Here is a 26,036-nt window from a genome sequence, read left to right as displayed (position 1 = left end):
GACCGGCGGTGGCGGGTCCTCGCCCCCGTGTCGGACCTCCACCGCGCCCAGGAGCGGGTCCGCTCAGGTGAGGAGTTCGGCCAGCCGGGCCATCTCGGCGGGTGGGTCGACCACCGGCTGGATGAGCAGTTCGTCGACGCCGGCCCGTTCGAGGGTGGCGATGCGGGCGCGCAGGTCGTCGGGGGTGCCGACCAGGGCCAGGGTGTTCATCAGCGAGGGCAGGATCAGGTCGCGATCCTCCGGCGCGATCCGCCCGAGGTAGCCGGGGTAGAGCTTGGTGTGCCGGTCGGGTGCGGTGGCGGTGGTGCCGCGCCGGTCGAGAAGCCGCCGTACGGCCTCGCGTTCCTCGGGGCCGAGACGCTCGGCGAAGGCGGCCGTGTCGGCGGCCGTGTCGGCGGCGAAGGTCAGCAGTGACAGGACGAGGTGGCCGGTCGCGTCCCTGGCCGCGGCGCCGCCCGGATCCTCGTCCTCGTCCAGTACGTGCAGCGCGGTGACCACGTAGGAGGCGGGGTCGCGGGGCGCGCCGCGGGCGGCCTGGCGGCGGGCGTCGTGCAGGGCGCGCCAGGCGGCGGGGTCGAGCAGGCCGAAGGAGATCAGGCCGGTGCCGCGGCGGCCGGCGACGGCGGCGGCCTTCGGCCCGGTCAGCGCGGCCACGACGAACTCGATCGGGTCGTCCGTGTGCACGTGCGCCCCGGCGTGCAGGAACCGGACGTCGCAGGCCTGGTCGCCCTCGCGGTACTCGACGCTCCGGCCGGCGCACAGGTCCTGCAACGCGGCGATGAAGCTCTCCGTCGCCGCAACCGAGGCCGGCCGCATGCCCAGCGTGCGCCGGGCGGTGTTCCCGGTGCCGACCCCGCAGCTGATCCGGCCCGGCGCCAGGGCGTTGAGGCTGGCCAGCCCGCTCGCGGCGGCCGGGGCCGAGCGCAGCGCCGGTGAGGTGACGCCGACGCCCAGCCTGATGCGGCTGGTGGCCTTGGCGCACAGCCCCAGGGCGACGAAGGGATCGCCGTGGACCATCGGGCTGTCGTTGACCCAGAAACTGTGCAGGCCCAGCTCCTCGGCCCGCACGGCCAGCTCCTCCACACCGGGCTGGGCGGCGACCACGACACCTGCGCGCATCAGACCTCCACGAAAGGGCCGTCTCGAACGTACTCAGCCTGACAGCCGGAGCCGCTCAACGCAGCACGGCCGTCAGCAGGTCGGCGCCCAGGGTCGTCAGATCGGGGACATTGACGGTGTAACGCACATAACGGCCGTGCCGCCGGGCCGTGAGCAGGCCCGCGCGGCGCAGGACGGCGAGGTGGCGGGAGACCTCCGGAGGTGAGAGTTCCCAGGCGTGGGCCAGCTCACCGGTGGTGTGCGGGCCGCGGGCCAGGGTGCGCAGCAGCCGCAGCCGTACGGGATGCGCGAGCGCCTCCAGCCGCAGCGTGACCGTCTCCAGCGACACCGGCTCCGACGGGCCCGCCTCGGCCACGGGGTACTGCACCACCGGCTGCCATCCGGGCGCGTGCACCACCACCAGGTGCGGGCGGCCGAAGACGCTGGGCAGGAAGGTGACCCCGGCGTCGTGCGCGGTGGTGGCGTTGTCCTGCAGTTTGTCCACGATGATGCGGTTGCCGTCCGGCGCCAGGGTGACGGCGCCGGAGACGGACGCGAGCGCCGCCCCGATGCCCTGGCGCTTCAGCAGGTCGTTCTTCAGGCGCAGGTCGGCGGCGAGTCGCGCGGCGACGCCCGTCCAGGCGGCGTCGAAGAACGCCTCGGCGCACTGTTCGAGGGTCTCACGCACTCGCGCCCGCACGGCTACCGGGTCGGCGAGCAGCCGTTCGGCGAAGGCCTCCTGGAGCGCGCCGCGAGCCTGGGCCAGGTCGAGGGCCCGCTCACGCGCCGCCGCGTCGGTGAGCGGCGAGGGCGCGGCGAAGTGCACCCGGTTGCTGCCGCACGTGGTGATGAGCGCGGCGGTCACGTAGTGTTCGTCGTCGATGCGGTCGACATCGTCCAGCTCCTCGGCGAGGGTCGGCCGGGGACGCGCGGGGACCAGGAAGTCGGCTCGTGAGGAACGCCAGAGGAACTCCGCCTCCCTGAGCCGCTCGGCCAGCTCCGGCCGCAGCCCGGCCCAGACGTCCCCGGCCCAGCCGGCGAGCTGCGGGTGATGCCCGGGTTCGGCCAGCACGTGCAGCATCGCGGTCAGCTCGGCCAGCGGGGAGGCGGCGAACCGCAGCCGCCCGGACGGCGCCCCGCCGATGTCGATCCTCAGCGTCATCCCCCCATCATCCCTGGTCGGACGGCCCACGACCGCGCCGATTGACGGTGTCCGTCAACTGACGGAGCCACCCCCCGCGGCCGGACGCATGGTTGACGCCATGGCATCCACCACCACGATCCGGCCGCGCGCCCTCGTCCGCGCCTCCGGAGGCCCCCGCTACGCCGTCGCCCTGGCCGTGGACGCGCTCGGCACCGGCCTGCTGCGGCCCTTCCTGCTGCTCTACGGGGTGACGGTGCTGGGGCTTTCCGCGCCGGTCACCGGCCTCGCCATGACGGCCGGCGTCGTCGTGGGCCTGGTGTGCATGCCCGCGGTCGGCCGATGGCTGGACCGGGGCGCACGCAGCGCGGTCGTGGCGGCGTCGATGCTGGTGCGGGTGCTGGGCGTGGCGCTGCTGCTGGCCGCCCCCGCGGGGCACGTCTGGCTGTTCGCGACGGCGGCGCTCTTCCTCGGCATCGGCAACCAGGCATGGCCGGCCGCCCACGCGGCCCTCGTGGCCACGGTCGCCCACGGCCGCGAACGCGACGCCGCCCTCGCGGCGGGCCGCGCCCTGCGCAACGCCGCTCTGGGCGTGGGCGCCCTGCTCGCCACCGCGTGCCTGTCGGGCGGCGCCCCTGCGTTGCGGGTGCTGGCGGCCGTCACCGGGCTCGCATATCTGGCGGCGGCGGCCTTGGCGTGGTCGGTGCGCCTGCGCGCGCGTCCGGCCGCCGCCCCGGCCAAGGACATGGCCGGCGGGCCCGCGCCCCGGATGCGCGCGCTGCTGGCCGCCAACGTGGTCTACGTCTTCTGCCTCAACGTCCCCGAGATCGCGGTGCCCCTGGTCCTGGTGACGCAGATGCACGCGTCACCGGTGTGGCCGGCGGCCGTCTTCGTGGCCAACACGGTGCTGGTGGTCACCTTGCAGGTGCCGGTCACCGTCCTGCTGTCCCGCTTCTCCCGGCGGACCGTGCTGGCGCTCGCCGGTGTGCTGCTCGCCGCGTCCTACCTCGGGTTCCTGGCGGCCACGTCCCTGGGGCCCGGCTGGGGTGTCCCGGCCGTCGCCATGGTGTCCGTGGTCTGCACCATCGGCGAGATCATCTACGCCGGCAGCGCGACGGCGCTCGTCACCGCCCTCGCGCCGGCCCATCTCCTGGGACGCGCCCTCGCCCGTTTCCAGCTCTCCACGGGCTTCGGCCTCGCCGTCTCCCCTGCGGTCATCACCGCCCTCGCCTCCCACGGTCCGGCCACCCTCTGGGGCACCCTCTCCACCGCGACCCTCCTGTCCGCCTCCGCCGTCGCCGAACGCAGGGGGGCTACACAGCGGGGCAATAACATGTACAGTCAGTAGGGAATGTGGACTATGACCGCGGGTCCCGGCACGTGACAGGAGGACGTCCCCCATGAGCGTCACCGACCAGCTGATCGCCAACTCCGAACGCTACGCCGCCGCCTTCGACTCCGGCGACCTGCCGCTGCCGCCCGCCCGGGGCGTGGCCGTGGTGGCCTGCATGGACGCCCGGCTCAACGTCTACGGCCTGCTCGGCCTGCGCGAGGGCGACGCGCACGTGATCCGCAACGCCGGCGGCGTCGTCACCGCCGGCGAACGTCGCAGCCTGGCCATCAGCCAGCGCCTCCTGGGCACCCGCGAGATCATCCTCATCCACCACACCGACTGCGGCATGCTCACCTTCACCGACGACGGCTTCAAGGACGACATCTACCAGGAGGTCGGCGTCAAGCCCGACTGGTCCGCCGAGGCGTTCCAGGACCTGGAGGCGGACGTGCGCCAGTCGGCCAGGCGCATCCTGGCCGACCCGTTCATCCCGCACAAGGACTCCGTCCGCGGGTTCGTCTACGACGTCACCACGGGCCGGCTGAACGAGGTCAAGCTGGACGCCGGTCCGCACGTCTCGTCCGACTGACCAGGTGAGGATCCGGCCTGCCTCGCCGGGTCCCGCGGCGGTGGCGCCTGTCGGGCGTCCCGCGGTCCGGTTAATCGGTGGCGGGCGCGGCGGTCGCCCGGTTGACTGCACGGGTGACCGCGTTGCCCGTGCCCGCCGACCTGGCCCACCTCGTGGCCGGGATCTGGGTGCTGGGCGGCGACACCGTGCCGGGAGGGTTGCCGTACCCCGCCGTCGACCTGCTGGTCATGCCGGACGGAGGGTGCCGGCTGGCCGGTCCGGAGACACGCGTCCGGCAGGGACGGTTGCCCGGGGGCGGGCCCCTGGTCGGGGTGCGGCTGCGACCGGGGGCGGTGACCGGGCTGTTCGGGATCGCGGCCGACGAGGTCCCACTGGCCGGAACGCCCATCGACGCCGGGCGGCCACCGAGGGCGCCCATCGACGTCGGGCGGCCGGTCGGGTCAGAGAGCGGGCGGCCGGCCGGGGCGGTGGGCGAGCGGCTGGCCGGGGCGCTGGCCCTGGTACGGGCGCGCGCCGGACGATGCCGCGTTGACGAGCGGGTGCGCGTCGTACTGGCGGCGATGCACGCGGCGCCGGGTGCGCCGGTGGAGCAGCATGCCGTCCGGGCCGGGTTGTCCGAGCGGCAACTGCGACGGCGGTTCGGGGTGGCGGTCGGGCTGCGGCCCAAGTCCTACGCGCGGGTGGTGCGGCTGCACCACGCACTCGCCGCCGCGCGCGCCGCGCTGGCCAGGGGCGAGCGCCCCGACTGGGCGGCCATCGCCGTGCGCAGCGGCTGCTACGACCAGTCGCACCTGCTCGCCGAGTTCCGGCACGCGGTGGGCGCGCCACCGACCGCGCTGCTGCAGAGTGGCCGTTTTCTCCAAGCATCGGCCGGCCGGGGGGCAACACACTCGACGCATGACCGATGACGTCGTCAAGGAGATCCTCGACTGGTACCGGCAGACCGCGCAGGACGGTCTGGCCGGGGACGGGGTGCGTTTCGCCGAGCCGTTGCAGAGCTGGCTGGTGCACGGGCACACCGAGGTGAAGCAGGTGCTCACCGACCACCGGACGTTCTCGTCCGACGAGCTGCGTCACAGCGCGGAACCCCCGCCGCACCGGGACAACCCGATGCTCGGCAGCCTGTCGGCGATCGACCCGCCCCGGCACCACCTGCTGCGCCGGCTGGTCAGCCGGGCCTTCACGCCCCGCGCGATCCAGTCGTTGCTGCCCTCGATCACCGACACCGTACGGACGCAACTGGCCGGCGTGGACGGCGAGCTGGACGTGATCGGCCGGCTCGGTCACCCGTTGCCCGTGCGCACCGTCGCCGCGCTGCTGGGCGTGGAACCGGACCGGCAACCGGACTTCGTGCGCTGGACCGAGGCGATCACCTCCTTCGCCGGCGCGTTCAGCGAGGACCCGGCGCGCCGGGCCGCGTTCCGCGCCGCGCACGCCGAACTGGCCGAGTACTTCGGCGAGGTGTTCGCCGAGCACCGCGCCCGGCCCCGGGGCGACGTGATCGGCGCCCTGCTGGCCGCCGAACCGGACGGCAGCCGGCTCTCCGACGAGGAACTGCTCGACTTCTGCACGCTGCTGCTCGTCAACGGCCACGAGTCGACCAGGACCCTGCTGGTCAACGCCGTGTTGTGCCTGGCGGCCCACCCGGAGGCGCCGGCCCGGCTGCGTGCCGCCCCTTGGCTGGTGCCCGCCGCCGTCGAGGAGGTGCTGCGTTTCCTGCCCCCGGTCGGCGGCACCGACCGGTTCACCACCGGCCCGGCCCGCATCGCCGGGCACCCCGTCGAGGCGGGCCGGCGGGTGGTCGCCATGGTGCTCTCGGCCAACCGGGATCCCCGGGTGTTCGCCGAGCCGCACGTGTTCCGGCTCGACCGGACGCCCAACGAGCACCTGTCCTTCGGCCACGGTGTGCACTTCTGCCTCGGCGCGCACCTGGCCCGGCACGAGGTGGCGATCGCGGTGCACGCACTGCTGCACCGCTTCCCGGGCCCGTGGTCGCTGAGCCGGATCGCGATCGGGCGCACCCCGGTCGGCATCGACGTGCTCGATCTGGCGCTGGTCAGCTCGTAGCCGCGGACCGGTCCCCGCGGCGGGCCGCGGCGGCCACGTTCACCGGCATCCGGCCGAAGATCAGACCGTGGAAGGGCGAGATCCCCCACCAGTACAGATGGCCGAGCAGGCCGTGCGGATGAAAGATGGCACGTTGCGTGTAGATCGTCCGGCCGCCGGAGCGGGTGACGCCGAGCTCCAGCCAGGCCAGTCCGGGCAGCCGCATCTCGGCGCGCAGCCGCAGCAGCCGTCCGGGCAGCACCTCCTCCACCCGCCAGAAGTCGATCGAGTCGCCCACCCGCAGCCGGGCCGGATCGCGCCGGCCGCGCCGCAGCCCGACCCCGCCCACCAGCAGGTCGGCCAGGCCCCGCAACTGCCAGGCCACCGGCAGCGAGTACCAGCCGTTACGGCCGCCGATGCCCTCGATCACCTGCCACAACGCCTCCGGGCTGGCCTGCACGGCCAGGCTCCGGTCGTCCACGAACAGGCTGCCGCCCGCCCAGTCGGGATCGGTGGGCAGCGGATCGCTCGGCGCGCCCGGCGTGGACGCCGAGGACCAGCGCGTGGCGACGTCGGCCCCCTTGATCTTCATCAGCGCCAGCGACACCGCCTGGCGGAAGCCGACCAGCCCGCCCTCGGGGTCGGGGACGTGGCGGGCGATGTCGTGCTCGCCGCACACGGCCTCGTTGCGCAGCGACTCCACCAGCGGGCGCGCGATGCTCGCGGGGACGGGCGTGACCAGCCCCACCCACAGGCTCGACAGCCGGGGGGTGAGCAGCGGCACCGGAATGATCAACCTGGGCGGCAGCCCGGCCACCGCGGCATAGCCGTGCATCATGTCGGCATACGTCAGGACATCAGGCCCGCCGATGTCGAACCCCCGGTTGACCGTCCCCGGCACCTGCGCCCACGCCACCAGATAACGCAGCACGTCCCGCACCGCGATCGGCTGGGTACGGCTGCGCACCCAGCGCGGCGTCGTCATCACCGGCAACCGCTCGGTCAGGTAACGCAGCATCTCGAACGAGGCCGACCCCGACCCGATGATCACCGCGGCCCGCAGCACCACCGCCGGGACCGCGCCGCGCAGGAAGATCTCCCCCACCTCTGCCCGCGACGACAGGTGCGGCGAGAGCCGCTCGTCCGCCGTCAACCCGCCCAGATAGACGATCCGCCGCACGCCCGCCGCGGCCGCCGCGGCCGCGAACGTGCGCGCCGCCAGCCGGTCCCGCTCGGCGAACCGGCCGCTCGTCCCCATCGCGTGGATCAGGTAGTACGCGACGTCCACCCCGTCCAGCGCACGGCGCGTGCGCTCGGCGTCGGTGGCGTCGGCCTCGACGGCCTCGACCTGTTCCGCCCACGGCAGGTCGCGCAGGCGTCCGGCCGAGCGCACCATGCACCGCACGTCGTGACCGGCGGCCAGCAGCTCGGGCGCCAGCCGCCCGCCGATGTACCCCGTCGCCCCTGTCACCAGGCACACTGCCATGCCCACGCACCTTCCCCATCCCCTGGGCCTCATGCCGGAGCGGTCCGGTCATCGTGCGCGTGCGGGCGCGGCCGGCTGGGCATCTGTGAGGCATGTCTGAAGTGCACGATCGTGACTGCCTGCGCACCGGACCGGCCGACGCGGCCACGTCGTGACTCGACCCGCGACCGCATCCGGTCTCGTCGTGAAGGGACGTCGATGGACACGGTGATCGTCCTGTTCAACAGGGACCTGCGGGTGCACGACCACCCGGCCCTGACGGCCGCCTGCGAACGCGCCCGCGCCGTGCTCCCCCTGTTCGTGCTGGACGACGCCGTCCCCGCCGGCCGCCGCCGCGGCTTCCTGCTGGAGTGCCTGGCCGACCTGCGGGCCTGTCTCCGGGAACGCGGCGGGGACCTGGTCGTCCGGCACGGCGACGTCGTGACCGAGACCATGAAGCTCGTCCACGGAACGGGAGCGGCGGCGGTCTTCGCCAGTGCCGACGTCAGCCTGCTGGCCAGGCGCAGGCAGGACCGGCTGGCCCGCGAACGGCTCTGCTACGAGCTCTTCCCCGGGGTCACGGTGGTGCCGCCCGGCACGCTCACCCCGTCCGGGGGCGGGGATCACTACCGGGTCTTCACGCCGTACTGGCGCGCCTGGAGCGGGCACCGGCGCCGTCCGCTGCTCGCGGCCCCCCGCCACGTGCCGACGCCTCACGACCTCGACGCCGGGCGGCTGCCGCGCCCGGCCCGGCCGGAACCCGTGCCTGGCGGCGAGACCGCCGCCCGCGACCGCGCCCGGCAGTGGATCCGCCGCGCCCTGCCGGGGTACGCCGACGGCCACGACGACCTGGCCGGTGACCGCACCTCCCGGCTGAGCCCGTACCTGAGGTTCGGCTGCCTGTCCCCGCTGGAGCTGGCCCACCTGGCCGCGGGCAGCGAGCCGTTCGTCCGCCAGCTGTGCTGGCGCGACTTCCACCACCAGGTCACCTCCGCCTTCCCGCGGATCAACCGGGACGACTACCGCCCCCGCGGCCACCGCTGGCGCGACGACGAGGACGCGCTGCAGGCCTGGCGGGAGGGCATGACCGGGCTGCCCGTCGTGGACGCCGGCATGCGCCAGCTCCTCGCCGAGGGCTGGATGCACAACCGGGCCCGCCTCATCGTGGCCTCCTACCTGGTCAAGGTCCTCGGGATCGACTGGCGGGCCGGCGCCCGGCACTTCTTCGAGCACCTGCTCGACGGCGACGTGGCCAACAACTCGGGCAACTGGCAGTGGATCGCCGGCACCGGCAACGACACGCGCCCCAACCGCGGCTTCAACCCGCTGCGCCAGGCCCAGCGGTACGACCCGGCGGGCGACTACGTGCGCCGTCACGTCCCCGAGCTCGCCGGCGTGCCCGCCGCCCACGTCCACCAGCCGTGGCTGCTGGGCACGCCCCCGGCCGGTTACCCGCGTCCGATGCTCTGACCGGCGACGTCGGGATCAGCCGTCCAGGGCGGCGGCGGTCGCGGCTCCGGGCGCCACCGGCACGATCTCGAACTCGACGAGGTCCGACCACTCGGCGACCCAGCGTTGCAGAAGTGCGATGTCGTCACATTCCATGAGCTGGAAGCAGCGGCTCAGATCAGCCGTCACCCAGCTGGAGACGAACACCAGACCTTCGCCGGTCATGCGGCCCTTCTCCCGGAACCGCCGGTAGACGGCCTTGGCGTCCTGGCCGCGGAATCGTTCGATCACCATGAACACCATCAGTCCTCCGACGGCTCCTGGTCCGGGACGGGCCGGAAGCCGGAGCACAGGATACGCAGCCAGGCGATGCGCTCGCCGGGGTCGTCGGCGTCCCAGTGGGCTCCGGGGGTGAGCGCCTTGAAGTCGACGGGGTCGCCGAGCAGGGCGTGCAGCGTGTCGTGCCTTCGCCCCGGCCGATCAGGTTCGGCGGGAGATGAACATGATGTACTCGCAGGGAGCGTTCGTCCGGTTGGCGAAGCCGTGGTCGGCGTCGGCCTGGAAGAACAGCGAGTCGCCCGTCTCCAGGGTCTCGTTGATCCCGCCGATCGCGACGGTGAGGGTGCCTTCGAGCACCACGAGCTGCTTCTCCGTACCCGGCGGGTAAGCGGGCAGCAGCCCGGTGGACACCTGGGCGGGGAGGTGGTGGAAGACCATCTCGGCCCCTCCCGCGCCCGGGGCCGCCGACACCATGTGCCGCTCGAAGCCGGTCTCCGGGTCACGGAACACCGGACGGTGACTCCTGCGCATGACGACGGCCACGCCGGACGCGGCCCCGGCCGGCGCGCCGATCAGGTCCGAGAGCGACGCGTCGAGCGCGTGGGCGATCCTGGAGGCGACGCCGATCGTCGGGCTCTTCTCACCGCGTTCGACCTTGGACAACATCGCCCGGCTGACCGACGACTGCGCGGACAGCTGTTCCAGCGTCAGGCCCGCCTCCTCGCGGCGTCGCCGCACGTTGACGCCGAACGCGCCGGCCAGGTCGCCACCGTGTTGTGGTTCGGCCACGTTTCCGTCTTTCTCGACCACCGTGCTCCTCGATCGATCCGTACCTCGCTGTCCCACAGTGTAGGGTTTCTCCTAAAGAAGATAGAGTCTTCTATCGAAGACGGGCGATGTGCGCCCGACATGACGGAGGTTCCATGCGTTTCAGTTCGGGTGGCCGGCTCCATGCCACGTTCGAGTTCGGCGAGCTGCAGGTGGTCTCGTTGCGCGACGGCTACATCGACATGCCGCCCACACGGCTGCGCGACGAGGACGGGCGCCCGCTCGGCGAGCTGCCCGACGCCGTCCCGCTGGCCGGCGACAACCTGCGGCTGTCGGTCAACGCCTTCTACGTCACCGACGGCACCCGGTCGTTGCTCATCGACACCGGCGCGTCCGATGCCTGGCACGACCCCACCATGGGCCTGATCTACGACGCGCTCGACGAGGCGGGGGTCGACCGCGCGGAGGTGACCGACGCGGCCATCACCCACAACCACGAAGACCACGTGAGCGGCCTGATCGCGCCGGACGGCTCGGAGGCGTTCCCCAAGCTTGAGCGCGTGTGGATCGGCGCGGGCGACGCCTCGGTCTTCGGCGGGCGGCGGCTGGAGCCGGTCCGCGACCGGGTCGTGCCCGTGTCGGAGAAGGTCGCGATCAACGAGTGGGCCACCGCCCTGCCGACGCCGGGCCACACCCCCGGGCACACCGTCTACGAGATCAGGAGCGGCGCCGGCCACCTTCTCGTCTGGGGCGACACCGTGCACGTCCCCACGCTGCAGTTCGACCAGCCGAAGGTGTCCTGGGAGCTCGACGGCGACCAGTCCCGGGCCCGCGCCGCGCGAGCGGCGCTGCTGGAACGACTGAGCCGGCCGCACCACTTCGTGGCCGGCGCCCACCTCGACTCACCCGGCATCGCCCGCGTGACGCCCGCCGGCGAGGGTTACGCGCTGGAGTACCTCGCACCGCCGATCGGCTGACCGGGCCCACGGGCTCCGGGCCGCGCCGGCGATGCGGCAGCCGGCCGGTCCGGCGCTCACGCGTCGGTCACCACGACGTCCTCGCTCCTGACGAACATGACGCGGTGGCCGAACTGGATCTGGTGGTACTCCTGGGCGCCGCGGACCACCCGGTGCTGCGTGGTCCACGTCCGGCGGGTACGCCGCCTCGCATGGATGCGGGCCCAGCTGGAGGTCACATGTCATAGCTTTCCGCATTCTTTCTGGAGACCCCGGACCCCGCACGGGCTCTCCGCCTTGCTCGTCCGGCCCGCTCTCACGCCAGGTCGAGGACCGCCTTGCCGTGCACGCGGCGGTCGAGGAGGGCGGCCGCCGCCTCGGCGGCCTCGTCCCAGCCGCCGCGCCAGGTGATCTCCGGGCTCAGCCTGCCGCCCGCGACCTGCCCGGCCAGCCAGGTCAGGTCGCGGTGCAGGCCGTGGCAGTAGAGCAGGTGGAAGGTCACGAGCGAGCGGTCGTGGCGGTCGGCGCCGCCGAACAGCGCGCCGAACGGGAAGCTCTCGCCCTCGCCGGTGGAGTGTCCGACGGCGACCAGCGTGCCGCCCTCCGTGAGCTGGTCGAACGCCTCGACCAGCGGGACGCCGCCGAGCAGGTCCAGGACGCCGTCGAGCCGTCCGCCGCTCTCGGCGGGGGCGGCGACGACCTCGTCCGCGCCGAGCGCGCGCAGCCCGTCGCCGTGCCGGTCCGGGTCGCCGGTGGCGGCGATGACGTACGCGCCGCCGAGCCGGGCGAGCTGCACGGCGTACCGGCCGACGCCGCCCGTCGCGCCGGTGACCAGGACCCGCCGCCCCAGGATCGGTCCGAGGCGGTCGAGCGCGCGCAGCGCGGTGGCGCCGGCGACCGGGATCGTGCTGATCGCGCCGAGGTCCGCGCCCTGCGGCACCACCCCGATCCGGTCGGTCGGGACGGCCCGCAGCTCGGCCCACCCGCCGTCCCAGCCCAGCGTGACCACGGGCGTGCCCACGGCGGGCCCCGAGCCGTCGGCCGCGGCCTGGACGACGACCCCCGCCGCGTCCCAGCCGAGCACCGTGCCCTCGGGCGCCTCCTGCAGAGCGTGCCTGACCTCGCCGTAGTTGAGCGACGTGGCGGTGACGCGGACCAGCGCCTCGCCGGGCGCCGGCACCGGGTCGGGCGCCTGGCCCACCCGCAGGCCACCGGGAACGGAACGGTCGACGATCAGAGCGCGCATGACGACATCCTCCAAAGTGCCACTGAGTGGCATAAGCCTATAGGAGGCATATGCGCTCCGGATACACTGGGGACGATGACCGCCGACCTGCTGCCGCTCCGCGAGCGCAAGAAGCTCAAGACCCGGGCCACCCTGGTGGACACCGCGCTCGCGCTGTTCACCGAGCGCGGCTTCGACCAGGTGACCCTCGACGAGCTGTGCGCGGAGGTCGAGGTCTCCAAGCGCACGTTCTTCCGCAACTTCGCCAGCAAGGAGGAGGTCGCCTCCGCCCCGCTGGAGGCCCTGTGGACCGCCCTCCTCGACGACGTCGAGCACGCGCCGCTCGGCGGCGGCCGTCCCGTGCTGGAGGTGCTGCAGGAGGCGATGCTCGCGGCGGTGCGGCGGATGTCGGCGGAGGGGCCGGAATGGGTGGCCCGCGTGCGGCTCAGCCAGGAGCTGTCGCAGCGCACGCCGTCCATCGCCGCGCACGGGCTGCAGTTCTGCGACCGCACCAGCGCGGCCTTCGAGGCCACCCTGCGCAGGCGGCTCGGCCTCGGCGACCGCGACCCGCGGCCCAGGCTGGCGCTCGACCTGCTGGTGGCGGCCTTCCACGCCGCCCTGCGCGGCTGGACCACCGCCTCACCGGACCCCACGCTCGACGACCTGCTCGCCGAGCTGCGCACCGTCTTCGCGGCCACGCCGCAGGCGGCGACGTTCACCGGCGACGAGCCGCCCCGCTGAGCCCCCTGGACCGGCAGGTTCAGGCCGGCTGACCCGCCCGGCGGCGGAGCCCGTCGTCACGGTGTTCGGCGCGGCCAGGCGCGCTTCGCGCGGACCGGCCCACCAGGTCCTCACCGAGGGGGTCACCGCGGCCTTCACCGCCGCCGCCATCCTCCTGGCCCTGACCATGAAGAACCGACCGGCTCCCACCGCCGCGGAGGAGCCCACCCGATGACGTGACCGATGTGAAGCCGCGCCTCATCGGGCGTCACGGCCACAGGTGGGCCGGAAGGGGTAGCCCGGGAAGTAGGTGGCCCACTTCTCCGGCGTGAGGCCTCCGCCTGCCCGTTGGCAGATGGTGGCGGCCGCGGCCGCCGGGGTGAGGTCGAAGCGCTGGTAGGGGATGCGCTCGGAGGCGACGTAGAGGGCGTTGTCGTGCAGGGTCATGGCCAGGACGGTGCTGCCAGGAGCCGTGATGGGAGCTCCCATGGGTTGCCGGGTGTCGGTGTCCCACAGCTGGATCGCGCCGTTGGTCATCCCGACAGCGAACACGCGCCCGTCCGGGGAGAAGGCGAGGGCGCTGACGTCCGCGGCCAGGGCCGTGGACGTCAGGGTGCCGAGGTGCCGTTGCACTGTGCCGTCCCAGAGCGCGGTCTGCCCACCCCCGCTGCCGACGGCGAGGAAACGTCCGTCAGGGCTGAAGGCCAACGCGCCGGCCACACCGGTCCTGCCCGCACGGCGGATCGGTGTTCCGGTGGCGAGATCGGCGACGTGCCCCTGCGTGGTGACCAGCAGCCGCTCGGCGGGGTCGACGGCAAGGCGGCCGGTGATGCCGGGCACGGTCGCGGAGACCCGGCCTTTGATCGGATCCCAGACGGCGATCGTCGTGACGGCAGAGGGAAAGTCGGCGAAGGTCACGCCGCTGATCAACAGGTTGCCGCCCGCGAAGGCGAGGTCCTGTCCCGTCGACAGGAGAGGCGAGCTCGCGCCGACGCGCCGGCTGTCGAGATCCCACATCCACGCCTTGAACGACGGGGCCTGAAGGACGTCGCCGTAGGCCAGGACCCGGCCGTCACGCCGGAAGGCGGCGACGGCGCGGCATCCGGGCCCTCCTGAGGTGGTCGCCGGACAGGGCAGCGGCGGTGGGCCGGGAAGGCGCTGCCCGCTGGTGCCGTCACGTAGCTCCACGCGGTTGTCGTAGGTGACGGCGAGGCGCCGACCGTCGGGGCTGAAGGTCGCACCCGTCGCGAGGTCCTCTCCCCAGCTGCTCTCCGAGGCGGCGTTGAGTCGAAGCGTGCGGACGGTGGCCAAACCGGTGAGCGCCCCGGCCAGGTAGCGGATGCGGTCAGCGGCCGGGTCGATCCTGAGGTCGAACGCGCGCTCGCCGCCGAGAGGGTGCCGGAACAGCAGTTCGTCGGTCTGGCCCGACCGCCATACCAGGAGCTCGTCCATGCCGGCCGTGGCCAGGAAGGAGCCGTCCTGGCTGAATCCGATCTCATACACGTCCGGCGCCGGGAGGGCGGGGGCTGGCCTGCCGTCGGGCAGGTGCCACTGCCGGACCCGGCCGTCTTCGGCCAGCAGCAGGCGTCGCCCGTCCGGGGCCAGGAACAGGCGCTCTTCCCGGCACTGTTCGGCCGACAGCGTCGGCGCCCAGGACGCCGTGATCTTGTGGCCGTCGTCCAGGTTCCACAGCTGGAGCGGCGCGCCGGGCACGCACAGCGCCATGATCTTGCCGTTCGCGCTGATCGTGGCGTCGGGAGCGCCGGTTTCCATGCGCTCACGCCCTCGCACGCGTGCCATGGCCTCCGCAGGGGCCCCTCCCCCGCGGTACAGTCCTGGCTTCTTCCGGGAGGTGCTCACCTCCAGGACCTTCTGCCGGGCGAAGGGGTTCCATACGCGGACGCGGTAGCGGGAGCCGTCCGCCTGGTAGACGATGACATGCCTTCCGCTGCGGCTGACCTCGGCACCGAGGTTGGTGGTGTCCAACGGCGAGAGGTCGTAGCGGCCGGTGACCATGTCGAACAGCGTCACGGTCGAGTTGACGGCACGAACGCCCAGGAGAGGTAGCAAGCGGGCATCGCCCATACCCAGGGCGACTTGTGACAACTCACCTGACATCTGGCCGAGAGTGGTAAGAGTGGCTCGTCCGGTGTCCACATCCCAGCGCGTGATTTCGCGGTCGCCGACGCTGACGAGGAAGTGGCCGTCGGTGCTGAGCCAGCGCAAGGCGTCCGGGGCGAGGTCGGGGTCGGTGAAGGTGTCCTGCTGGGGCTGACGGCCGGCGGTCAGCAGCGCGCCGCGGGTCTCTGGCAGGTCGGCCAGGCGCCAGGCGGCGAGGCTGAGCTGCATCGCCAGGCGCGGGTCGGACTGGCGCAGGCTCTCGGCGGTGCCGATCATCTGGCGGGCGTACGCCTCGCGCTGCCGTCGGCTGCTGACGGTGTTCTGCTGCCAGGCCAGGGACGCGGCCACCAGCGCGAGCGTTGCCACGACCGACAGGACCAACGTGCGCAGGCGGCTCCGGCGGCGTGCGGCATGGTGGGTGGCCGTGCTGGCCTGGAGAAAGTCCCGCTCGTCTGGGGTGAGCGTGTCGAGGTGACCGGTGAGGTGTTGGCGGGCGGTGGCCAATTGCAGTCCGCGGTAGAGGGTGCCGGGGTCGCGGGCGTGGTCGTTCCAGGCGGTGGCGGCCTCGGTCAGGCGGCGGTGGACGCGTAGCCGTTCGCGGTCTTCCTCCACCCAGTCGCGCAGGCGGGGCCAGGCGGTCAGGAGGGCTTCGTGGGCCAGGTCGGCGGTGTCGTCGTCCAGGGTGATCAGGCGGGCGGCGGCCAGGCGTTCCAGCAGGGCCGGGCCCGGGTCGTGCGGGTCGCCGGTGAGCAGTTCGGCACGCCGTACCGGGCGGCGGGTGTCCTGCGCGCCGGACTCGCCCGGCGTGACCAGGCGCAGCAGCAGCTCGCGTAACCGCAGCCGCTCGACAGCGGTGAGATCGGCGTACAGGGTTTCGGCGGTGTGGGCGACCGCGCCGTGGATTCCTCCCGTGGCCTCGTAGTCGGCCAGGGTGAGTGCCTTGCCGTGGTGACGCCGCCAGGTCTCCAGCAGGGCGTGCGACATCAGCGGCAGCCCGCCGGGCTCGCCCGCCACCTCCTCGATGACGGTCGCGGTCAGTTCACGCTGGACGATCAGCCCGGCGGCCCCCGCCGGTTTGACGATCGCCTCCCGCAATTCCGGCCGGCTCATCGGGCCGACCGGGACCGTGGAGTCCCGGACGGCCTCCATCAGGGCGGGGTGGCGGGCGCAGTGGTCGAAGAAGTCCGCGCGGACGGCCACGACCACCCGGCCGTCCTGATCATCCTTGCTCTTGCCGACCAGGGCGTCGATGAACGCCTGCCGTTCGTCCGGGTCCTGGCACAGGGTGAACGTCTCCTCGAACTGGTCGACCACGATCACCTCCTCCCCGCCGGCGTCCGGCAGCGCCGCCCGCGGGCGGGCGCCCGGCGTGACCACCCGCACCGCGCGCGGCCGCAGTCTGGGCACCAGCCCCGCACGCAGCAGCGAGGACTTGCCGCAGCCCGACGGGCCCACCACCACGACCAGGCGATGCGCCTCCACCAACTCGGCCACCCGCTCGACCAGCGCGGCCCGGCCGAAGAAGTACGCCTGATCGGCGGTCTCGAACCTGGCCAGCCCCCGATACGGCGCCCGGCCCTCACCTTCGCCCGAGCCGGTGGCCGCACGGGCCGCGGCCAGAGCCTGCTCCCACCGGGCCCGCCACTGCTCGACGTCCCCGCCGCACGCCTGCACATAGGCCAGCGCGACCGGCAGCGTCGGCAACCGGTCTCCCGCCGCGGCCTGCGCCAGCGTGGCGGCCGAACACGGCACCCGCGCGGCCATCGCCCGATACGACGGCCCACCCGCCTCGTGCCGGAGCTTGCGCAACTCCACGGCGAAGGCGGCTACCGGGCCGTCCGCCGGATCGACCGGCCGTTCACGACGCCCCACACGATCCCCCATATCCCCGAATACGGGCAAACCAGCACAACGTACCCAGCCCTGTGGAGACGATCAAGTTTTGTTCAGGTGGCGAATCGGGGTTCCAGACAATGCAGCCGCCACCAAGACTGGCCCCTGCCTGCCGTTATCCGCTCGGCGGGCCGGCCATTTCACGCCCTGGGACCACCCGGGCAACAATGCGAGGAGAACTCATGCTGAAAAGGTTCATCCCGGCAGCCGTCGCCGCCGCCTCTCTGGCGGGGCTGGCATTCGCGTCACCGGCGAACGCGGAAGCCATGTCCGACAACACGGCGTACGGCTGCGCAGCCGGAGACTTCTGCATGTACTCGACAGAGGTCATCTCCGCAGGCACGAAGATCGGCATCGGCCGGGGCGAAGACTACGGGCCGGTCAGCGTGGCCAACAGCCAGTACAAGGGCGTCCGATCCTTCTTCAACAACGGCACGCACGACCCCTATGACTATGACTACGTCCTTGTCACATACGTCTACTCGAACGGCGCCGAGTACTCGAAGTGCATCCCCCGCGCCCTGAACGGCGACCTCAAGCGGGGACACAGGACGGTCGATTCTCCCGTGACCGTCACCTGGATCCAGTGGAGAAGGGAAGGCTGCGCCAAGTAGTCCGCAGCCGCCGATATCCCAGCAGCACCCGGGGCCGGTCCGACGCCACGGAGGCCGTCGGACCGGCTGGTGGGGCCGCGCGACCCGGAACCGACCGGACCGGATCGCCGGCGGCCCCCCGTTGGGCACTGAATGCGTACCCACGCCGAGGCACGAGCGGAAACCCGCATCAAGAGTGGTGACGAGAGGTGATGGCATGACCAGGACAGCGCTCAAACTGGCCGCGATCGGGCTGTTGGCCGCAGCCGGACTCGCCCTGGCCGCCGGCCCGGCAGCCGCCAAGGACGACTTCTACCCCAGCACCGGCGGGATCGCCCCGATGGGCGACGACTTCTGGCCCCACAGCGGTGGGATCGCCCCGAAAGAAGACTATTACCCCAGCACGGGCGGGTTCGCGCCCATGAAGGAGGACTTCTACCCCGGCGCCGGCGGGTGAGCGTCGGCCTGGACTCGCCCAGACCGTGAGCAAGGCCAGGCTCGCGCGCCGTCCAAGGGTGTGAGCCTGGCGCACATGGCCCCGGAGCGCGGCCCGAGGGGCGCGGGGCCGCCAGAATCGCTCAGCTGAGCCCGGACTACGTCTTTGCCGACGCCGCCAGCCGGGTATGTGGTTGCCGAGCGACATCGATCGGTTCCGCACTGTAGCGATCACGGATATGGCGAGGGCATCATGGCCACCAAGACAATCGACGTTTCTTTGGCGACCATTCACAACGTAGGCACGCGCAGCGTCTCGCCGAAAGGTGCCATAACCGCCAGAATCGTCCGCGCCGTAGACGACGAACAAACCTTCGAGGCCGAGGAACTATATCTGCGCCTCAACCTGGAAGAGCCGATTCATCCAAGCGGCGCGACACGCATCAAGCCAGGCGAGAGCCTCACCTACAACGTCACGAAGCAGCTCACGGTTTCGCACTTCGAGCAGGAGACCGAAGGTCATCTCAACCAAATGCTGGTATTCAACCAGAGCCTGGAAGAACACATAGCGTTCCTGAACGAAGACCTTCCTTATCAAGGCCCCTTCAACCGCAAGGTACGCTTCGATGAGATCGACGGTTTCCAGACGATCGAGTGCAACTATCACGCCTTCACTGAAGATGTGGACGCAAAAATCCTCGTGACCTACACGGTGAACCTTGTTTCTTCGTCCGGATGACCGGACGCGCCCGGTTTTCCAGAGTCGGCGGCCCGCATTCGCCCGCCCGTACCGCTACCCGGACGGCAACGAAGACGTCTGGGACACCTCGCGGGCGGCGCGACCGTTGCCCTCACCGACGATGAGCAGGTGACGCCGGCCATGCAGTACCGGCCGGGGCCTGGACGCGTACTGCTGGAGTTGCCGGGCGGAAACGCGGACGGGGACGAGCCGGTCGAGGCCGCGGCGGCTCGGGAACTGCTGGAGGAGACCGGCTACGAGGCCGCGACGCTCGAACCGGTCATGCAGACATTTCTGGCCTTGTACGCCCTACATCGCCGCCACCCCTGATCGGGTGAGCCCGATCAGCCGCTTGGGGCGCGTCAGCCCCCTGACCACGATGCCGGCGGTGCTCGATCAGCCGGACGCCGCCTTCCACTCCGGGGCCAGGATGGAGTGGACGACCGAATCCCGCCACCCGCCGGCGAGCTTCAGGTGCCCGCGGATGACGCCCTCCTCGACCATCCCCAGCCTGCTCATGACCCGCCCGGACGCCTCGTTGACCGGGCTGCGCGCGCCCCAGACGCGGTGGACGCCGAGCTGCTCGAACCCGAGCCGCAGGAGCAGACGTACGACCTCGTCGCCCAGCCCCTGACGCCACCGGTCCGAGCGCAGCGCGAACCCGATCTGGGCACTGTTCTGCAGCGGGTGGCCGAGGTCGATCGAGATGCGCGCGAACGCCACCAGCTCGCCGTCCGGCAGCACCGCCGCAAGACAGTAGTCCGTCCGCGGGTCGTGGCGGGCCGACTCCATCACGCCGGTCATGATGCTCTCGACCTGCTCGCGGTTTCGGGGCTCGAAGCTCATGTGCTCGGCGACCCGCGGGTCGCCGTAGATGGCCAGAAGCCCGTCGACGTCCGTCGGGACGAACTCCCGCAGGGCCAGCCTCGGGGACGAGATCGTGACCGGATACATGCACGCTGACCTTACCGGCCGCCCGCCTTTACAATGTAGATTGAATTCGAGCGTCGGCGACACGCCGGCCCGCCACCCGCTCCCCCCAGACACTTACCGCTTGACCTGCAGAAACACGTCCGTGGGGCGTGACCGTGCCCGGGAGATCGCCGTCACCCTGTTGTGCGCGGTGCAGTACCACAACGATCTGTCGGATCTGTGGCCGGCGGAGCAGCTCAGCCGGCCCCGCTGCGGTGACGTCCGCCGTCACAAAATCACGCCCGCTGCCCGTGCCTGAGCCGTTCCGGCTGATCCGGTGGTCAGTTCGGCACGTCCAGGCCGGCGCTGCGGGCCGCGTGCATCGCCGCGGTGACGAACTGCTCGTAGGTTCCCATGCCGTTCTTCAGGCCGAAGAGGTCGGTCTGCCGGTACTCCACGACCACGTGGGTCGCCTTGTACGGCGTCGTCTTCTGACCCATGGAGTACGTGAACCACTCCGGCGGCCGTCCGGGGAAGGGCTCGTGGGCGGGGTAGCCGCGGGGCGGGGACATCGCGTCGTAGGCGATGCCGCGCGGGCCGTCGCCGCTCATGTGGACGGCCAGCGTCTCGTTGCCCTGGCCGGGGTCGCCGGCCTGGATCGACCGCAGCCACCAGAACAGGCTGAGCTGGTTGTCGTACGTCTGCCGCCCGCCCAGACCGTACGGCCGGGGGCACACCCGGGAATTCTGGTCCCCGTCGGGCAGGGCGTTGACCATGGCGTCGAAGGCGGACCGTTCCACCTCCGTCAGCGCGTTCATGTACACCGAGCGCAGGTTCGTGCGCGGCAGCAGCGCGAAGCCCGCCTTCGGCCCGTCGCCGGAGGTGAGGTTCTGATGGGCGAAGACCCACAGCATGTACTGGATCAGCGTGACGAACCCGATGAGGTTGGCCGTCTGGTGGCGTCCCTGCAACCACGCGCCCACCCGGGCGCTGGGATCGAAGCCGAGCACCCCCAGCCGGGCGGGCAGCTCGGCCAGCGGCACGTCCAGGGTGGCCTGAGCCGTGCCGTGGACGAGGTCCCTGCCGGCGGTCAGGGCCAGGACGTCGCCCTTGGCGTAGACGGTCGTCATCACCGGGTTGCCGGTGAGGTCGAAGTCGCACCTCTTGACGGGCGCGGCCAGGGACACGGTCATGATGTTGCCCACGTTGGTGCCCGGCACGAAGCGCAGGCCGTCGGACGGCTGGACGTCGTCGTGGGTCTTGAGGTGTCCCTGGGCCACGCGCACGGCCTGCGTCCTGGTGCTCGTCCGGGCCCTGCTCGACCGCCTGGTGCCGGTCGTCGGCTCGTCCTCCTGCTCGTCGGACCGCAGGAACGGGTCAGGAAGCTGGGTGCTGTCGGGGGAACGGCCCGTCAGCAGGCTGATCAGCTCGCCGATGAAGACGAGCTGACGGCGCAGGGCGGCCCACGTCGTCACCGAGTCGGTGATGATCTCGACGTCGCCGCCGTCGGACTCGATGGCGACCCCGGGGTCCTGCCAATAGCAGACCCGTCCCTTGGACGGCAGGGCGTTCTCGGTCTGCCAGCCGTTCTTGGTGTTCGCCAGAAACCGCAGCTCGTCACGCTGGAACTGCCATTCGAACCCGATCGTGGGCATGGGCGCCTCCTGGGGATGTGCGTGGCTGCCCCTCCCGAGCAGGTCCGGCGTGCCCCAGATACGTGCTGACGGGTGGAGTTCCTTTCGTCACCGGCTCCGCCGGCTGCCCGGTCTGTCCACCACGAGGGTCCCGGCGAGCCGGTCGTGCAGTCCGCGGCCGGCGGGGTCGGTCAGGGCCGACAGTCCGTCCAGGGCCAGCAGCGCGATCCCGGCCTGCGGGACGAAGGCGGGCAGCGGGAAGACCAGCGCCCGCACGGCCAGCCTGCGCCACGCCGGGCGGCGGCCCGCGCCGGCGGCGACGATCCGCAGGCGCATGACCAGCTTGCCGAGGGTGTGCCCGCTCAGCGCGTAGAGGAAGACCACCGGCAGGACGATCAGCCGCCCGTCGTCCTGGAAGATCGGCTCCCGCCAGATCGAGTCCAGCAGGCCGTGGTCGAGGTCCGGCGCGTACGTGGCGCCCAGCCTGGGCAGGGCGAGGAGGATCGTGATCACGACCAGGTAGTCGATCAGCAGCGCCGTCACCCGCCGCGACGACCGTGTGCGCGCCGGCCGGTCGTCGGGGGGCATCCAGCGTGCGGCGAGCAGCATCAGCACCAGGCCGATGCAGGCTACGACGGCGATGACCGGCACACCCCAGCCGACCGCGAACTCCACCACGCGGCCGGCGTCGCCGCGCAGCGTTTCCAGGACGGTCCTGAGCGTTCCCGAGCCGGACGTCCGATGCGCCCACTCGGCGGGCACGGTCCCCCAGGACTGCCAGGTGGGAAAGGCGGCAGCGGCCACGGCCGCCGTCCGGACCAGCCAGACCCACGGCGGCAGCGCAGAGCGCCGGGGGAGGCCCGCGACCACGGCGGGACGTGCCGCGAGCCGCCGCCTGAGCAGGACGTAACCGACCAGCGCCGGCCAGAACAGCAGCCGGGCGGGCTCGTCCAGGATCGCCTCGAAGCTGAGCCAGTTCAGCAGGCCGCCGCTCGTGCCGGTCGCCCAGCCGTCGGTCAGCACGACGGCGAGGGTGACGACGCAGGCGACGACGAGGTAGTCGATCAGGAACAACAGCCCCGCGCGCCAGATCGGCGTCACGGCGGGTTCCTGGGCGGGGCCCAACGCGTGCGTCGCGAGCAGCACCAGCGCGGCGGAGATCAGCAGGGCGTTCTCCACGCGGCCCCAGGAGCCGATCACGGCCTGGAACCAGTCCAGGCCGAACAGTTCGAGCTCCTCGCCGCACGGCCCGTCGCCGGCGTACCAGGGGGTGAGCGGGATCGCGATCGCGGTCAGGACGAGCAGCCCCGCGGCCCGTCTCCCGGCCGCCGCCGAACGCCAGTGTCCCAGGGCGGCGAGCACGACGAGCACCGGGATTCCCCAGGTCGTCATGAGTGCCGTCAGCGTGCCGAGGTCCCCGCGCAGCGGCAGGAACGGCGAGATGCCCCCGAGATCACCGACCCCGCCCATGCAGAAGTAGAGCTGCGAGGCGAGGTCTTTGGGCTGCCAGGCGATCCAGGTCGGGTAGGCGGCGGCGGTCAGGGCGGCCGCCCAGACCAGCAGGGCTGATCGCGACAATCGGGGCTCCAGGTGTTCGGCGCGACAGCCTATCGGTGATCTTGCAGCCGAAGCAGCCCGGCGGCCGACACGGCCAGTTACACGTCCCTCAAAGGGCCATAAATCCCGATTTTTCTGCCTATTTACCTCGATATTGACCTCCTGTAGTTCATCAACTCAAATGCAGGTGACCCCATCCATCGCCCGCCGGCGCAAAGGGAGCGACCCCATGAGACGCAATGCCGTGTTAGCCCTGGTCACGAGTGCCGTCTGTGTGCTCGTGGCCACTTCGGTCCCCGGTCCGGCGGACGCCGCCAAAGGCGATCCCGCCGACCTCCTGGTGAAGGCCAGGCCCGCACTGCTGCACAGCTCGCCCGAGGACGCGTACGTACGGCAGAGCCCGACCGAAGGGCAGGGCGGCCTGCGCTACACGCCCTACACCCGCACCTACCGGGGGCTGCCGGTCTACGGCGGCGACTTCGTCGTGGTCAGCGCCGCCACCGGCGAGGTCCTGAGCACCTCCGTCTCCCAGGACAGTCCCCTGGACGTGGCCACCACGCCCAGGCTCAGCGCCGCCGAAGCAGCCCGGGTGGCCGCAGGCCAGCTGCCCCGGGTCTCCTCCGTTGCCACGCCCCGGCTGCTGGTCATGGCCCAGGGACGCGGCCGGCTGGCCTACGAGGTGCTCGTCCACGGCGCCGTCGGCGGCAGGGAGAGCAAGCTGCACGTCTTCGTCGACGCGCTGACCGGCGCGGTCGTCCTGAAGTCCGACGAGGTCAGGGCGGGGGTGGGCAACAGCTACTACAACGGCAACCCGGTCACGATCGGCACCATGGCGACCGGCTCCTCCTTCGCCATGATCGATCCGGTACGGCGGAACGTGCGCTGCGGCGGCCCGAACGGCGCCGCCTTCACCGGGCCCGACGACTTCTGGGGCAACGGCAGCGGCACCAACCTCGAAACCGCCTGCGTCGACACGCTCTTCGCGATCGACACCGAATGGGACATGCTCAAGGCGTGGCTGGGACGCTCCGGCTTCAACGGCGCCGGCGACGGCTACCCCGCCCGCGTCGGCCTGAACGACGTCAACGCCTACTGGAACGGCGTCAACACCGTCTTCGGCCACACCTCCGACAACCTGCGCCAGCTCACCGCGATGGACGTCGTGGCGCACGAGTACGGCCACATCGTCTTCGCCACCACGCCCGGCATTGACCTCGGCGACAACGAGAAGGCCATACTCAACGAGTCCACCGGCGACATCTTCGGCGCGCTGACCGAGCAGTACGCCAACGAGCCCGCCACCCTCGACCCGCCGGACTACACCGTCGGCGAGGAGGTCAACGTCGACGGAACCGGCCCGATCCGCTACATGTACAAGCCGTCGCTGATCCCCGGCCACCCCGACTGCTACAGCAGCGCGGTGCCGTCGATGCCGCCGCAGGTGGGGGCTGGCGTCCAGAACCACTGGTTCTACCTGCTGGCCGAGGGCAGCAACCCGGCGAACGGCCAGCCGCCCAGCCCGACCTGCGACTCCTCCTCCATCGTCGGGCTCGGCGCGCGCAAGGCGGGCCAGATCTACATGGGCACGCTGCTGCGCAAGACCTCCGTCTGGCCGCACACCATGGCCCGCCGCGCCTCGCTGCAGGCGGCCCTGGACATGTTCCCCTCGTCGTGCCTGGAGTACAACACGGTCAAGGCCGCGTGGAACGCCGTGCGCGTGCCCGCCCGGGCCGGCGAGCCGTACACGTGCGACTTCTCGGTCGCGGTCAGCCCCACCGCGGCGACCGTGCAGCCGGGCCAGACCGTGAGCGTCACCGTCGGCAGCGCCGTCGTCTCGGGCGCCGCGCAGCAGATCTCGCTGTCCGCCAGGGGGCTTCCGGCGGGCATGACGGCCTCCTTCAGCCCGGCGAGCATCACCACCGGCGCCACCTCCACGCTGACCGTCACGGTCGGCGCGACCACCGCGGCCGGCACTTACCCGATCACGGTGCTGGGCGACGGCGTCGCCCTCGACCACACGGCCACCCTCACCCTGACCGTGGGCCCATGAGCCGATGACGCCGCGCCCCCGCTTCCGGCGTTCCGGTCCGGTGCGCCGGAAGCAGGCGCTGAGCTCGGCTTTAAGGCCGCTGAAAGGTCGCTGCCTAACGTTCTGCGCGGGCCGACACCAACCGCAAGGAGCGACATGAGGTTCATCGCAGCAATCGCCGCCACGATCGCGCTCGCCGCCTCCCCGGCCGCGGCCGAACCCGAGGAGAGCGACCGGGAGATCCCTCTCGCGTCCATCGAGTACACGACCGGTCTCACCGTGACCTTCTCCGACAGCCAGCCCTCCGACGAAGTCGGGATGTCCCAGCTCGGGATCATCGGCCGCGCGCCGCTCATCGCCTGGGACCGGAGCAACAGCTACCTGCAGACGTACCTGGAGATCACGCCGCCCGACGTGCCGGTGCCCCGGCGTCTCGTCGACGACCACGGCCCCGACCTGCCCGCCGAGTTGCAGGGACGGCGGATCACCAGCGAGCCGGTCACCGTACGCGGTCTGACCGCTCCGGCCGGCGCCGTGCTGTCCGCCTCGTGCACCGCCGAGCACTTCAGCTCGCATCTCTGGCACGAGAACGGCCAGGCCGGCATGGCGCCCAAGTCGTTCACCACCCTCGACTTCGGCGGCTTCAAGGAGCGTCGCGCGGAGAGCTTCATCTTCAACTGCCTGCCGGCGGGTTCGCCGAGCTACCTGTGGGCCCGGCACCGGCTGTACTACTGGAACGGCACGAGCTGGTGGAAGCAGGCGGAGGAGAAGGTCGGCCCCGGCCTCCAGGCGGAAGAGGTCAAGGGCACGATCAAGCTCCACCGCAGGGTCAGCTATGACGACGGGTGGGGGTCCAACCCGAACTGCCTCGGCGGAGCCTGCAAGTACACCCGTGAGGGACGTTTCACCAGCTGACCGTCCCCACACCCGTACGGCCGCCTCGACCCCGGCCGGGGGCGGGGGGGGCCCGCCCCCCCCCCCCACAAATCCCCCCCCCCCCGCACCCCCCCCCCCCACCCCGCGGCACACCCCCCGCCCAGGCCCGAAGGGAGAG

The 26,036-nt window shown here is 72.1% G+C and carries 24 protein-coding genes; 13 read left to right on the top strand and 11 right to left on the bottom strand.

Annotated elements, in window-relative coordinates; translation table 11 throughout:
• Positions 1-63: 63 nt before the first annotated feature.
• Together AB0J71_RS33720 and AB0J71_RS33715 are read right to left on the bottom strand one after the other, a co-directional pair.
• Positions 64-1,119 carry an LLM class flavin-dependent oxidoreductase gene (locus tag AB0J71_RS33720; protein WP_364417928.1) on the bottom strand — a complete coding sequence of 352 codons (1,056 nt, stop codon included), beginning with the start codon at positions 1,117-1,119 and terminating at the stop codon, positions 64-66.
• 55 nt (positions 1,120-1,174) lie between these two features.
• On the bottom strand, positions 1,175-2,260 hold the full coding sequence (locus AB0J71_RS33715; RefSeq protein WP_364417926.1) for a helix-turn-helix domain-containing protein: 1,086 nt from the start codon (positions 2,258-2,260) through the stop codon (positions 1,175-1,177).
• 100 nt (positions 2,261-2,360) lie between these two features.
• On the opposite strand from AB0J71_RS33715, the gene AB0J71_RS33710 reads away from it, so the two are divergent.
• From AB0J71_RS33710 to AB0J71_RS33695, 4 genes are all read left to right on the top strand, one after another.
• A complete protein-coding gene (locus tag AB0J71_RS33710) occupies positions 2,361-3,587 on the top strand; it encodes an MFS transporter (protein WP_364417924.1) in 1,227 nt (408 codons plus the stop codon).
• Between the two features lie 52 nt (positions 3,588-3,639).
• On the top strand, positions 3,640-4,161 hold the full coding sequence (locus AB0J71_RS33705; RefSeq protein WP_364417922.1) for a carbonic anhydrase: 522 nt from the start codon (positions 3,640-3,642) through the stop codon (positions 4,159-4,161).
• 113 nt (positions 4,162-4,274) lie between these two features.
• Complete coding sequence (locus AB0J71_RS33700) at positions 4,275-5,069, top strand: helix-turn-helix domain-containing protein (RefSeq protein ID WP_364417920.1); 795 nt, start codon at positions 4,275-4,277, stop codon at positions 5,067-5,069.
• Entirely contained in the window at positions 5,059-6,228 is a 1,170-nt protein-coding gene (locus AB0J71_RS33695; protein WP_352327526.1) for a cytochrome P450, read from the top strand. The genes AB0J71_RS33700 and AB0J71_RS33695 overlap by 11 nt, the downstream gene beginning before the upstream one ends.
• On the opposite strand, the gene AB0J71_RS33690 is transcribed toward AB0J71_RS33695, so the two are convergent.
• A complete protein-coding gene (locus AB0J71_RS33690; protein ID WP_364417918.1) occupies positions 6,218-7,693 on the bottom strand; it encodes an SDR family oxidoreductase in 1,476 nt (491 codons plus the stop codon). The genes AB0J71_RS33695 and AB0J71_RS33690 overlap by 11 nt on opposite strands.
• A 198-nt stretch (positions 7,694-7,891) precedes the next feature.
• On the opposite strand from AB0J71_RS33690, the gene AB0J71_RS33685 reads away from it, so the two are divergent.
• Complete coding sequence (locus tag AB0J71_RS33685; protein WP_364417916.1) at positions 7,892-9,142, top strand: deoxyribodipyrimidine photo-lyase; 1,251 nt, start codon at positions 7,892-7,894, stop codon at positions 9,140-9,142.
• Positions 9,143-9,157: 15 nt separating this feature from the next.
• On the opposite strand, the gene AB0J71_RS33680 is transcribed toward AB0J71_RS33685, so the two are convergent.
• Positions 9,158-9,415 (bottom strand): DUF3303 family protein, encoded by a 258-nt coding sequence (locus AB0J71_RS33680; RefSeq protein ID WP_352327523.1) that lies wholly within the window; start codon positions 9,413-9,415, stop codon positions 9,158-9,160.
• A gap of 186 nt (positions 9,416-9,601) precedes the next feature.
• Positions 9,602-10,210 carry an XRE family transcriptional regulator gene (locus AB0J71_RS33675; RefSeq protein WP_364417914.1) on the bottom strand — a complete coding sequence of 203 codons (609 nt, stop codon included), beginning with the start codon at positions 10,208-10,210 and terminating at the stop codon, positions 9,602-9,604.
• Between the two features lie 113 nt (positions 10,211-10,323).
• Here AB0J71_RS33675 and AB0J71_RS33670 point away from each other — a divergent pair, with 113 nt between their 5' ends.
• Positions 10,324-11,145, top strand: coding sequence for an MBL fold metallo-hydrolase (locus AB0J71_RS33670; protein ID WP_364417912.1), 822 nt, complete (start codon positions 10,324-10,326; stop codon positions 11,143-11,145).
• A gap of 56 nt (positions 11,146-11,201) precedes the next feature.
• Here AB0J71_RS33670 and AB0J71_RS33665 read toward each other — a convergent pair whose 3' ends face one another.
• Together AB0J71_RS33665 and AB0J71_RS33660 are read right to left on the bottom strand one after the other, a co-directional pair.
• Complete coding sequence (locus AB0J71_RS33665; protein WP_352327520.1) at positions 11,202-11,363, bottom strand: hypothetical protein; 162 nt, start codon at positions 11,361-11,363, stop codon at positions 11,202-11,204.
• A 77-nt stretch (positions 11,364-11,440) separates the two neighbouring features.
• Positions 11,441-12,370, bottom strand: coding sequence for a zinc-binding dehydrogenase (locus tag AB0J71_RS33660; protein ID WP_364417910.1), 930 nt, complete (start codon positions 12,368-12,370; stop codon positions 11,441-11,443).
• A 75-nt stretch (positions 12,371-12,445) separates the two neighbouring features.
• On the opposite strand from AB0J71_RS33660, the gene AB0J71_RS33655 reads away from it, so the two are divergent.
• Positions 12,446-13,090, top strand: coding sequence for a TetR family transcriptional regulator (locus tag AB0J71_RS33655; RefSeq protein WP_352327518.1), 645 nt, complete (start codon positions 12,446-12,448; stop codon positions 13,088-13,090).
• Positions 13,091-13,327: 237 nt separating this feature from the next.
• Here the strand turns inward: AB0J71_RS33655 and AB0J71_RS33650 are convergent, their stop codons facing one another.
• Complete coding sequence (locus AB0J71_RS33650) at positions 13,328-17,062, bottom strand: hypothetical protein (protein ID WP_364417908.1); 3,735 nt, start codon at positions 17,060-17,062, stop codon at positions 13,328-13,330.
• A gap of 203 nt (positions 17,063-17,265) precedes the next feature.
• On the opposite strand from AB0J71_RS33650, the gene AB0J71_RS33645 reads away from it, so the two are divergent.
• The 4 genes from AB0J71_RS33645 to AB0J71_RS33630 all read left to right on the top strand — a co-directional run bounded on the left by AB0J71_RS33645 (position 17,266) and on the right by AB0J71_RS33630 (position 19,180).
• Positions 17,266-17,697: a hypothetical protein gene (locus AB0J71_RS33645; RefSeq protein WP_364417906.1), complete on the top strand. Its 432-nt coding sequence runs from the start codon at positions 17,266-17,268 to the stop codon at positions 17,695-17,697.
• 196 nt (positions 17,698-17,893) lie between these two features.
• Positions 17,894-18,133, top strand: coding sequence for a hypothetical protein (locus AB0J71_RS33640; RefSeq protein ID WP_364417904.1), 240 nt, complete (start codon positions 17,894-17,896; stop codon positions 18,131-18,133).
• Positions 18,134-18,364: 231 nt separating this feature from the next.
• Complete coding sequence (locus tag AB0J71_RS33635; protein ID WP_352328185.1) at positions 18,365-18,850, top strand: hypothetical protein; 486 nt, start codon at positions 18,365-18,367, stop codon at positions 18,848-18,850.
• Between the two features lie 36 nt (positions 18,851-18,886).
• Positions 18,887-19,180, top strand: coding sequence for an NUDIX hydrolase (locus tag AB0J71_RS33630; RefSeq protein ID WP_364418022.1), 294 nt, complete (start codon positions 18,887-18,889; stop codon positions 19,178-19,180).
• 66 nt (positions 19,181-19,246) lie between these two features.
• Here AB0J71_RS33630 and AB0J71_RS33625 read toward each other — a convergent pair whose 3' ends face one another.
• The 3 genes from AB0J71_RS33625 to AB0J71_RS33615 all read right to left on the bottom strand — a co-directional run bounded on the left by AB0J71_RS33625 (position 19,247) and on the right by AB0J71_RS33615 (position 22,974).
• Positions 19,247-19,804, bottom strand: a complete 558-nt coding sequence (locus AB0J71_RS33625; protein WP_364417902.1) for a GNAT family protein — start codon at positions 19,802-19,804, stop codon at positions 19,247-19,249.
• Positions 19,805-20,103: 299 nt separating this feature from the next.
• Positions 20,104-21,417: a hypothetical protein gene (locus AB0J71_RS33620; protein ID WP_364417900.1), complete on the bottom strand. Its 1,314-nt coding sequence runs from the start codon at positions 21,415-21,417 to the stop codon at positions 20,104-20,106.
• 87 nt (positions 21,418-21,504) lie between these two features.
• Positions 21,505-22,974, bottom strand: coding sequence for an RDD family protein (locus AB0J71_RS33615; protein WP_364417898.1), 1,470 nt, complete (start codon positions 22,972-22,974; stop codon positions 21,505-21,507).
• A 208-nt stretch (positions 22,975-23,182) separates the two neighbouring features.
• Here AB0J71_RS33615 and AB0J71_RS33610 point away from each other — a divergent pair, with 208 nt between their 5' ends.
• Together AB0J71_RS33610 and AB0J71_RS33605 are read left to right on the top strand one after the other, a co-directional pair.
• A complete protein-coding gene (locus AB0J71_RS33610; protein WP_364417897.1) occupies positions 23,183-25,003 on the top strand; it encodes a M4 family metallopeptidase in 1,821 nt (606 codons plus the stop codon).
• Between the two features lie 135 nt (positions 25,004-25,138).
• A complete protein-coding gene (locus AB0J71_RS33605) occupies positions 25,139-25,897 on the top strand; it encodes a hypothetical protein (RefSeq protein WP_352328190.1) in 759 nt (252 codons plus the stop codon).
• The last annotated feature ends 139 nt before the right edge of the window (positions 25,898-26,036 follow it).

The sequence above is a fragment of the Nonomuraea sp. NPDC049637 genome (assembly GCF_040675235.1).
GTDB lineage: Bacteria > Actinomycetota > Actinomycetes > Streptosporangiales > Streptosporangiaceae > Nonomuraea.
Note: the sequence above shows the minus strand (reverse complement) of the source record. Positions and strands in the feature narration are given on the sequence as shown.

Coding starts and splice junctions, on each gene's coding strand:
- AB0J71_RS33720 (WP_364417928.1), bottom strand. CDS start 1,119: ATGCGCGCAGGTGTCGTGGTCGCCGCCCAGCCCGGTGTGGAGGAGCTG.
- AB0J71_RS33715 (WP_364417926.1), bottom strand. CDS start 2,260: ATGACGCTGAGGATCGACATCGGCGGGGCGCCGTCCGGGCGGCTGCGG.
- AB0J71_RS33710 (WP_364417924.1), top strand. CDS start 2,361: ATGGCATCCACCACCACGATCCGGCCGCGCGCCCTCGTCCGCGCCTCC.
- AB0J71_RS33705 (WP_364417922.1), top strand. CDS start 3,640: ATGAGCGTCACCGACCAGCTGATCGCCAACTCCGAACGCTACGCCGCC.
- AB0J71_RS33695 (WP_352327526.1), top strand. CDS start 5,059: ATGACCGATGACGTCGTCAAGGAGATCCTCGACTGGTACCGGCAGACC.
- AB0J71_RS33690 (WP_364417918.1), bottom strand. CDS start 7,693: ATGGCAGTGTGCCTGGTGACAGGGGCGACGGGGTACATCGGCGGGCGG.
- AB0J71_RS33685 (WP_364417916.1), top strand. CDS start 7,892: ATGGACACGGTGATCGTCCTGTTCAACAGGGACCTGCGGGTGCACGAC.
- AB0J71_RS33680 (WP_352327523.1), bottom strand. CDS start 9,415: ATGGTGATCGAACGATTCCGCGGCCAGGACGCCAAGGCCGTCTACCGG.
- AB0J71_RS33670 (WP_364417912.1), top strand. CDS start 10,324: ATGCGTTTCAGTTCGGGTGGCCGGCTCCATGCCACGTTCGAGTTCGGC.
- AB0J71_RS33660 (WP_364417910.1), bottom strand. CDS start 12,370: ATGCGCGCTCTGATCGTCGACCGTTCCGTTCCCGGTGGCCTGCGGGTG.
- AB0J71_RS33655 (WP_352327518.1), top strand. CDS start 12,446: ATGACCGCCGACCTGCTGCCGCTCCGCGAGCGCAAGAAGCTCAAGACC.
- AB0J71_RS33645 (WP_364417906.1), top strand. CDS start 17,266: ATGCTGAAAAGGTTCATCCCGGCAGCCGTCGCCGCCGCCTCTCTGGCG.
- AB0J71_RS33640 (WP_364417904.1), top strand. CDS start 17,894: ATGACCAGGACAGCGCTCAAACTGGCCGCGATCGGGCTGTTGGCCGCA.
- AB0J71_RS33635 (WP_352328185.1), top strand. CDS start 18,365: ATGGCCACCAAGACAATCGACGTTTCTTTGGCGACCATTCACAACGTA.
- AB0J71_RS33625 (WP_364417902.1), bottom strand. CDS start 19,804: ATGTATCCGGTCACGATCTCGTCCCCGAGGCTGGCCCTGCGGGAGTTC.
- AB0J71_RS33620 (WP_364417900.1), bottom strand. CDS start 21,417: ATGCCCACGATCGGGTTCGAATGGCAGTTCCAGCGTGACGAGCTGCGG.
- AB0J71_RS33610 (WP_364417897.1), top strand. CDS start 23,183: ATGAGACGCAATGCCGTGTTAGCCCTGGTCACGAGTGCCGTCTGTGTG.
- AB0J71_RS33605 (WP_352328190.1), top strand. CDS start 25,139: ATGAGGTTCATCGCAGCAATCGCCGCCACGATCGCGCTCGCCGCCTCC.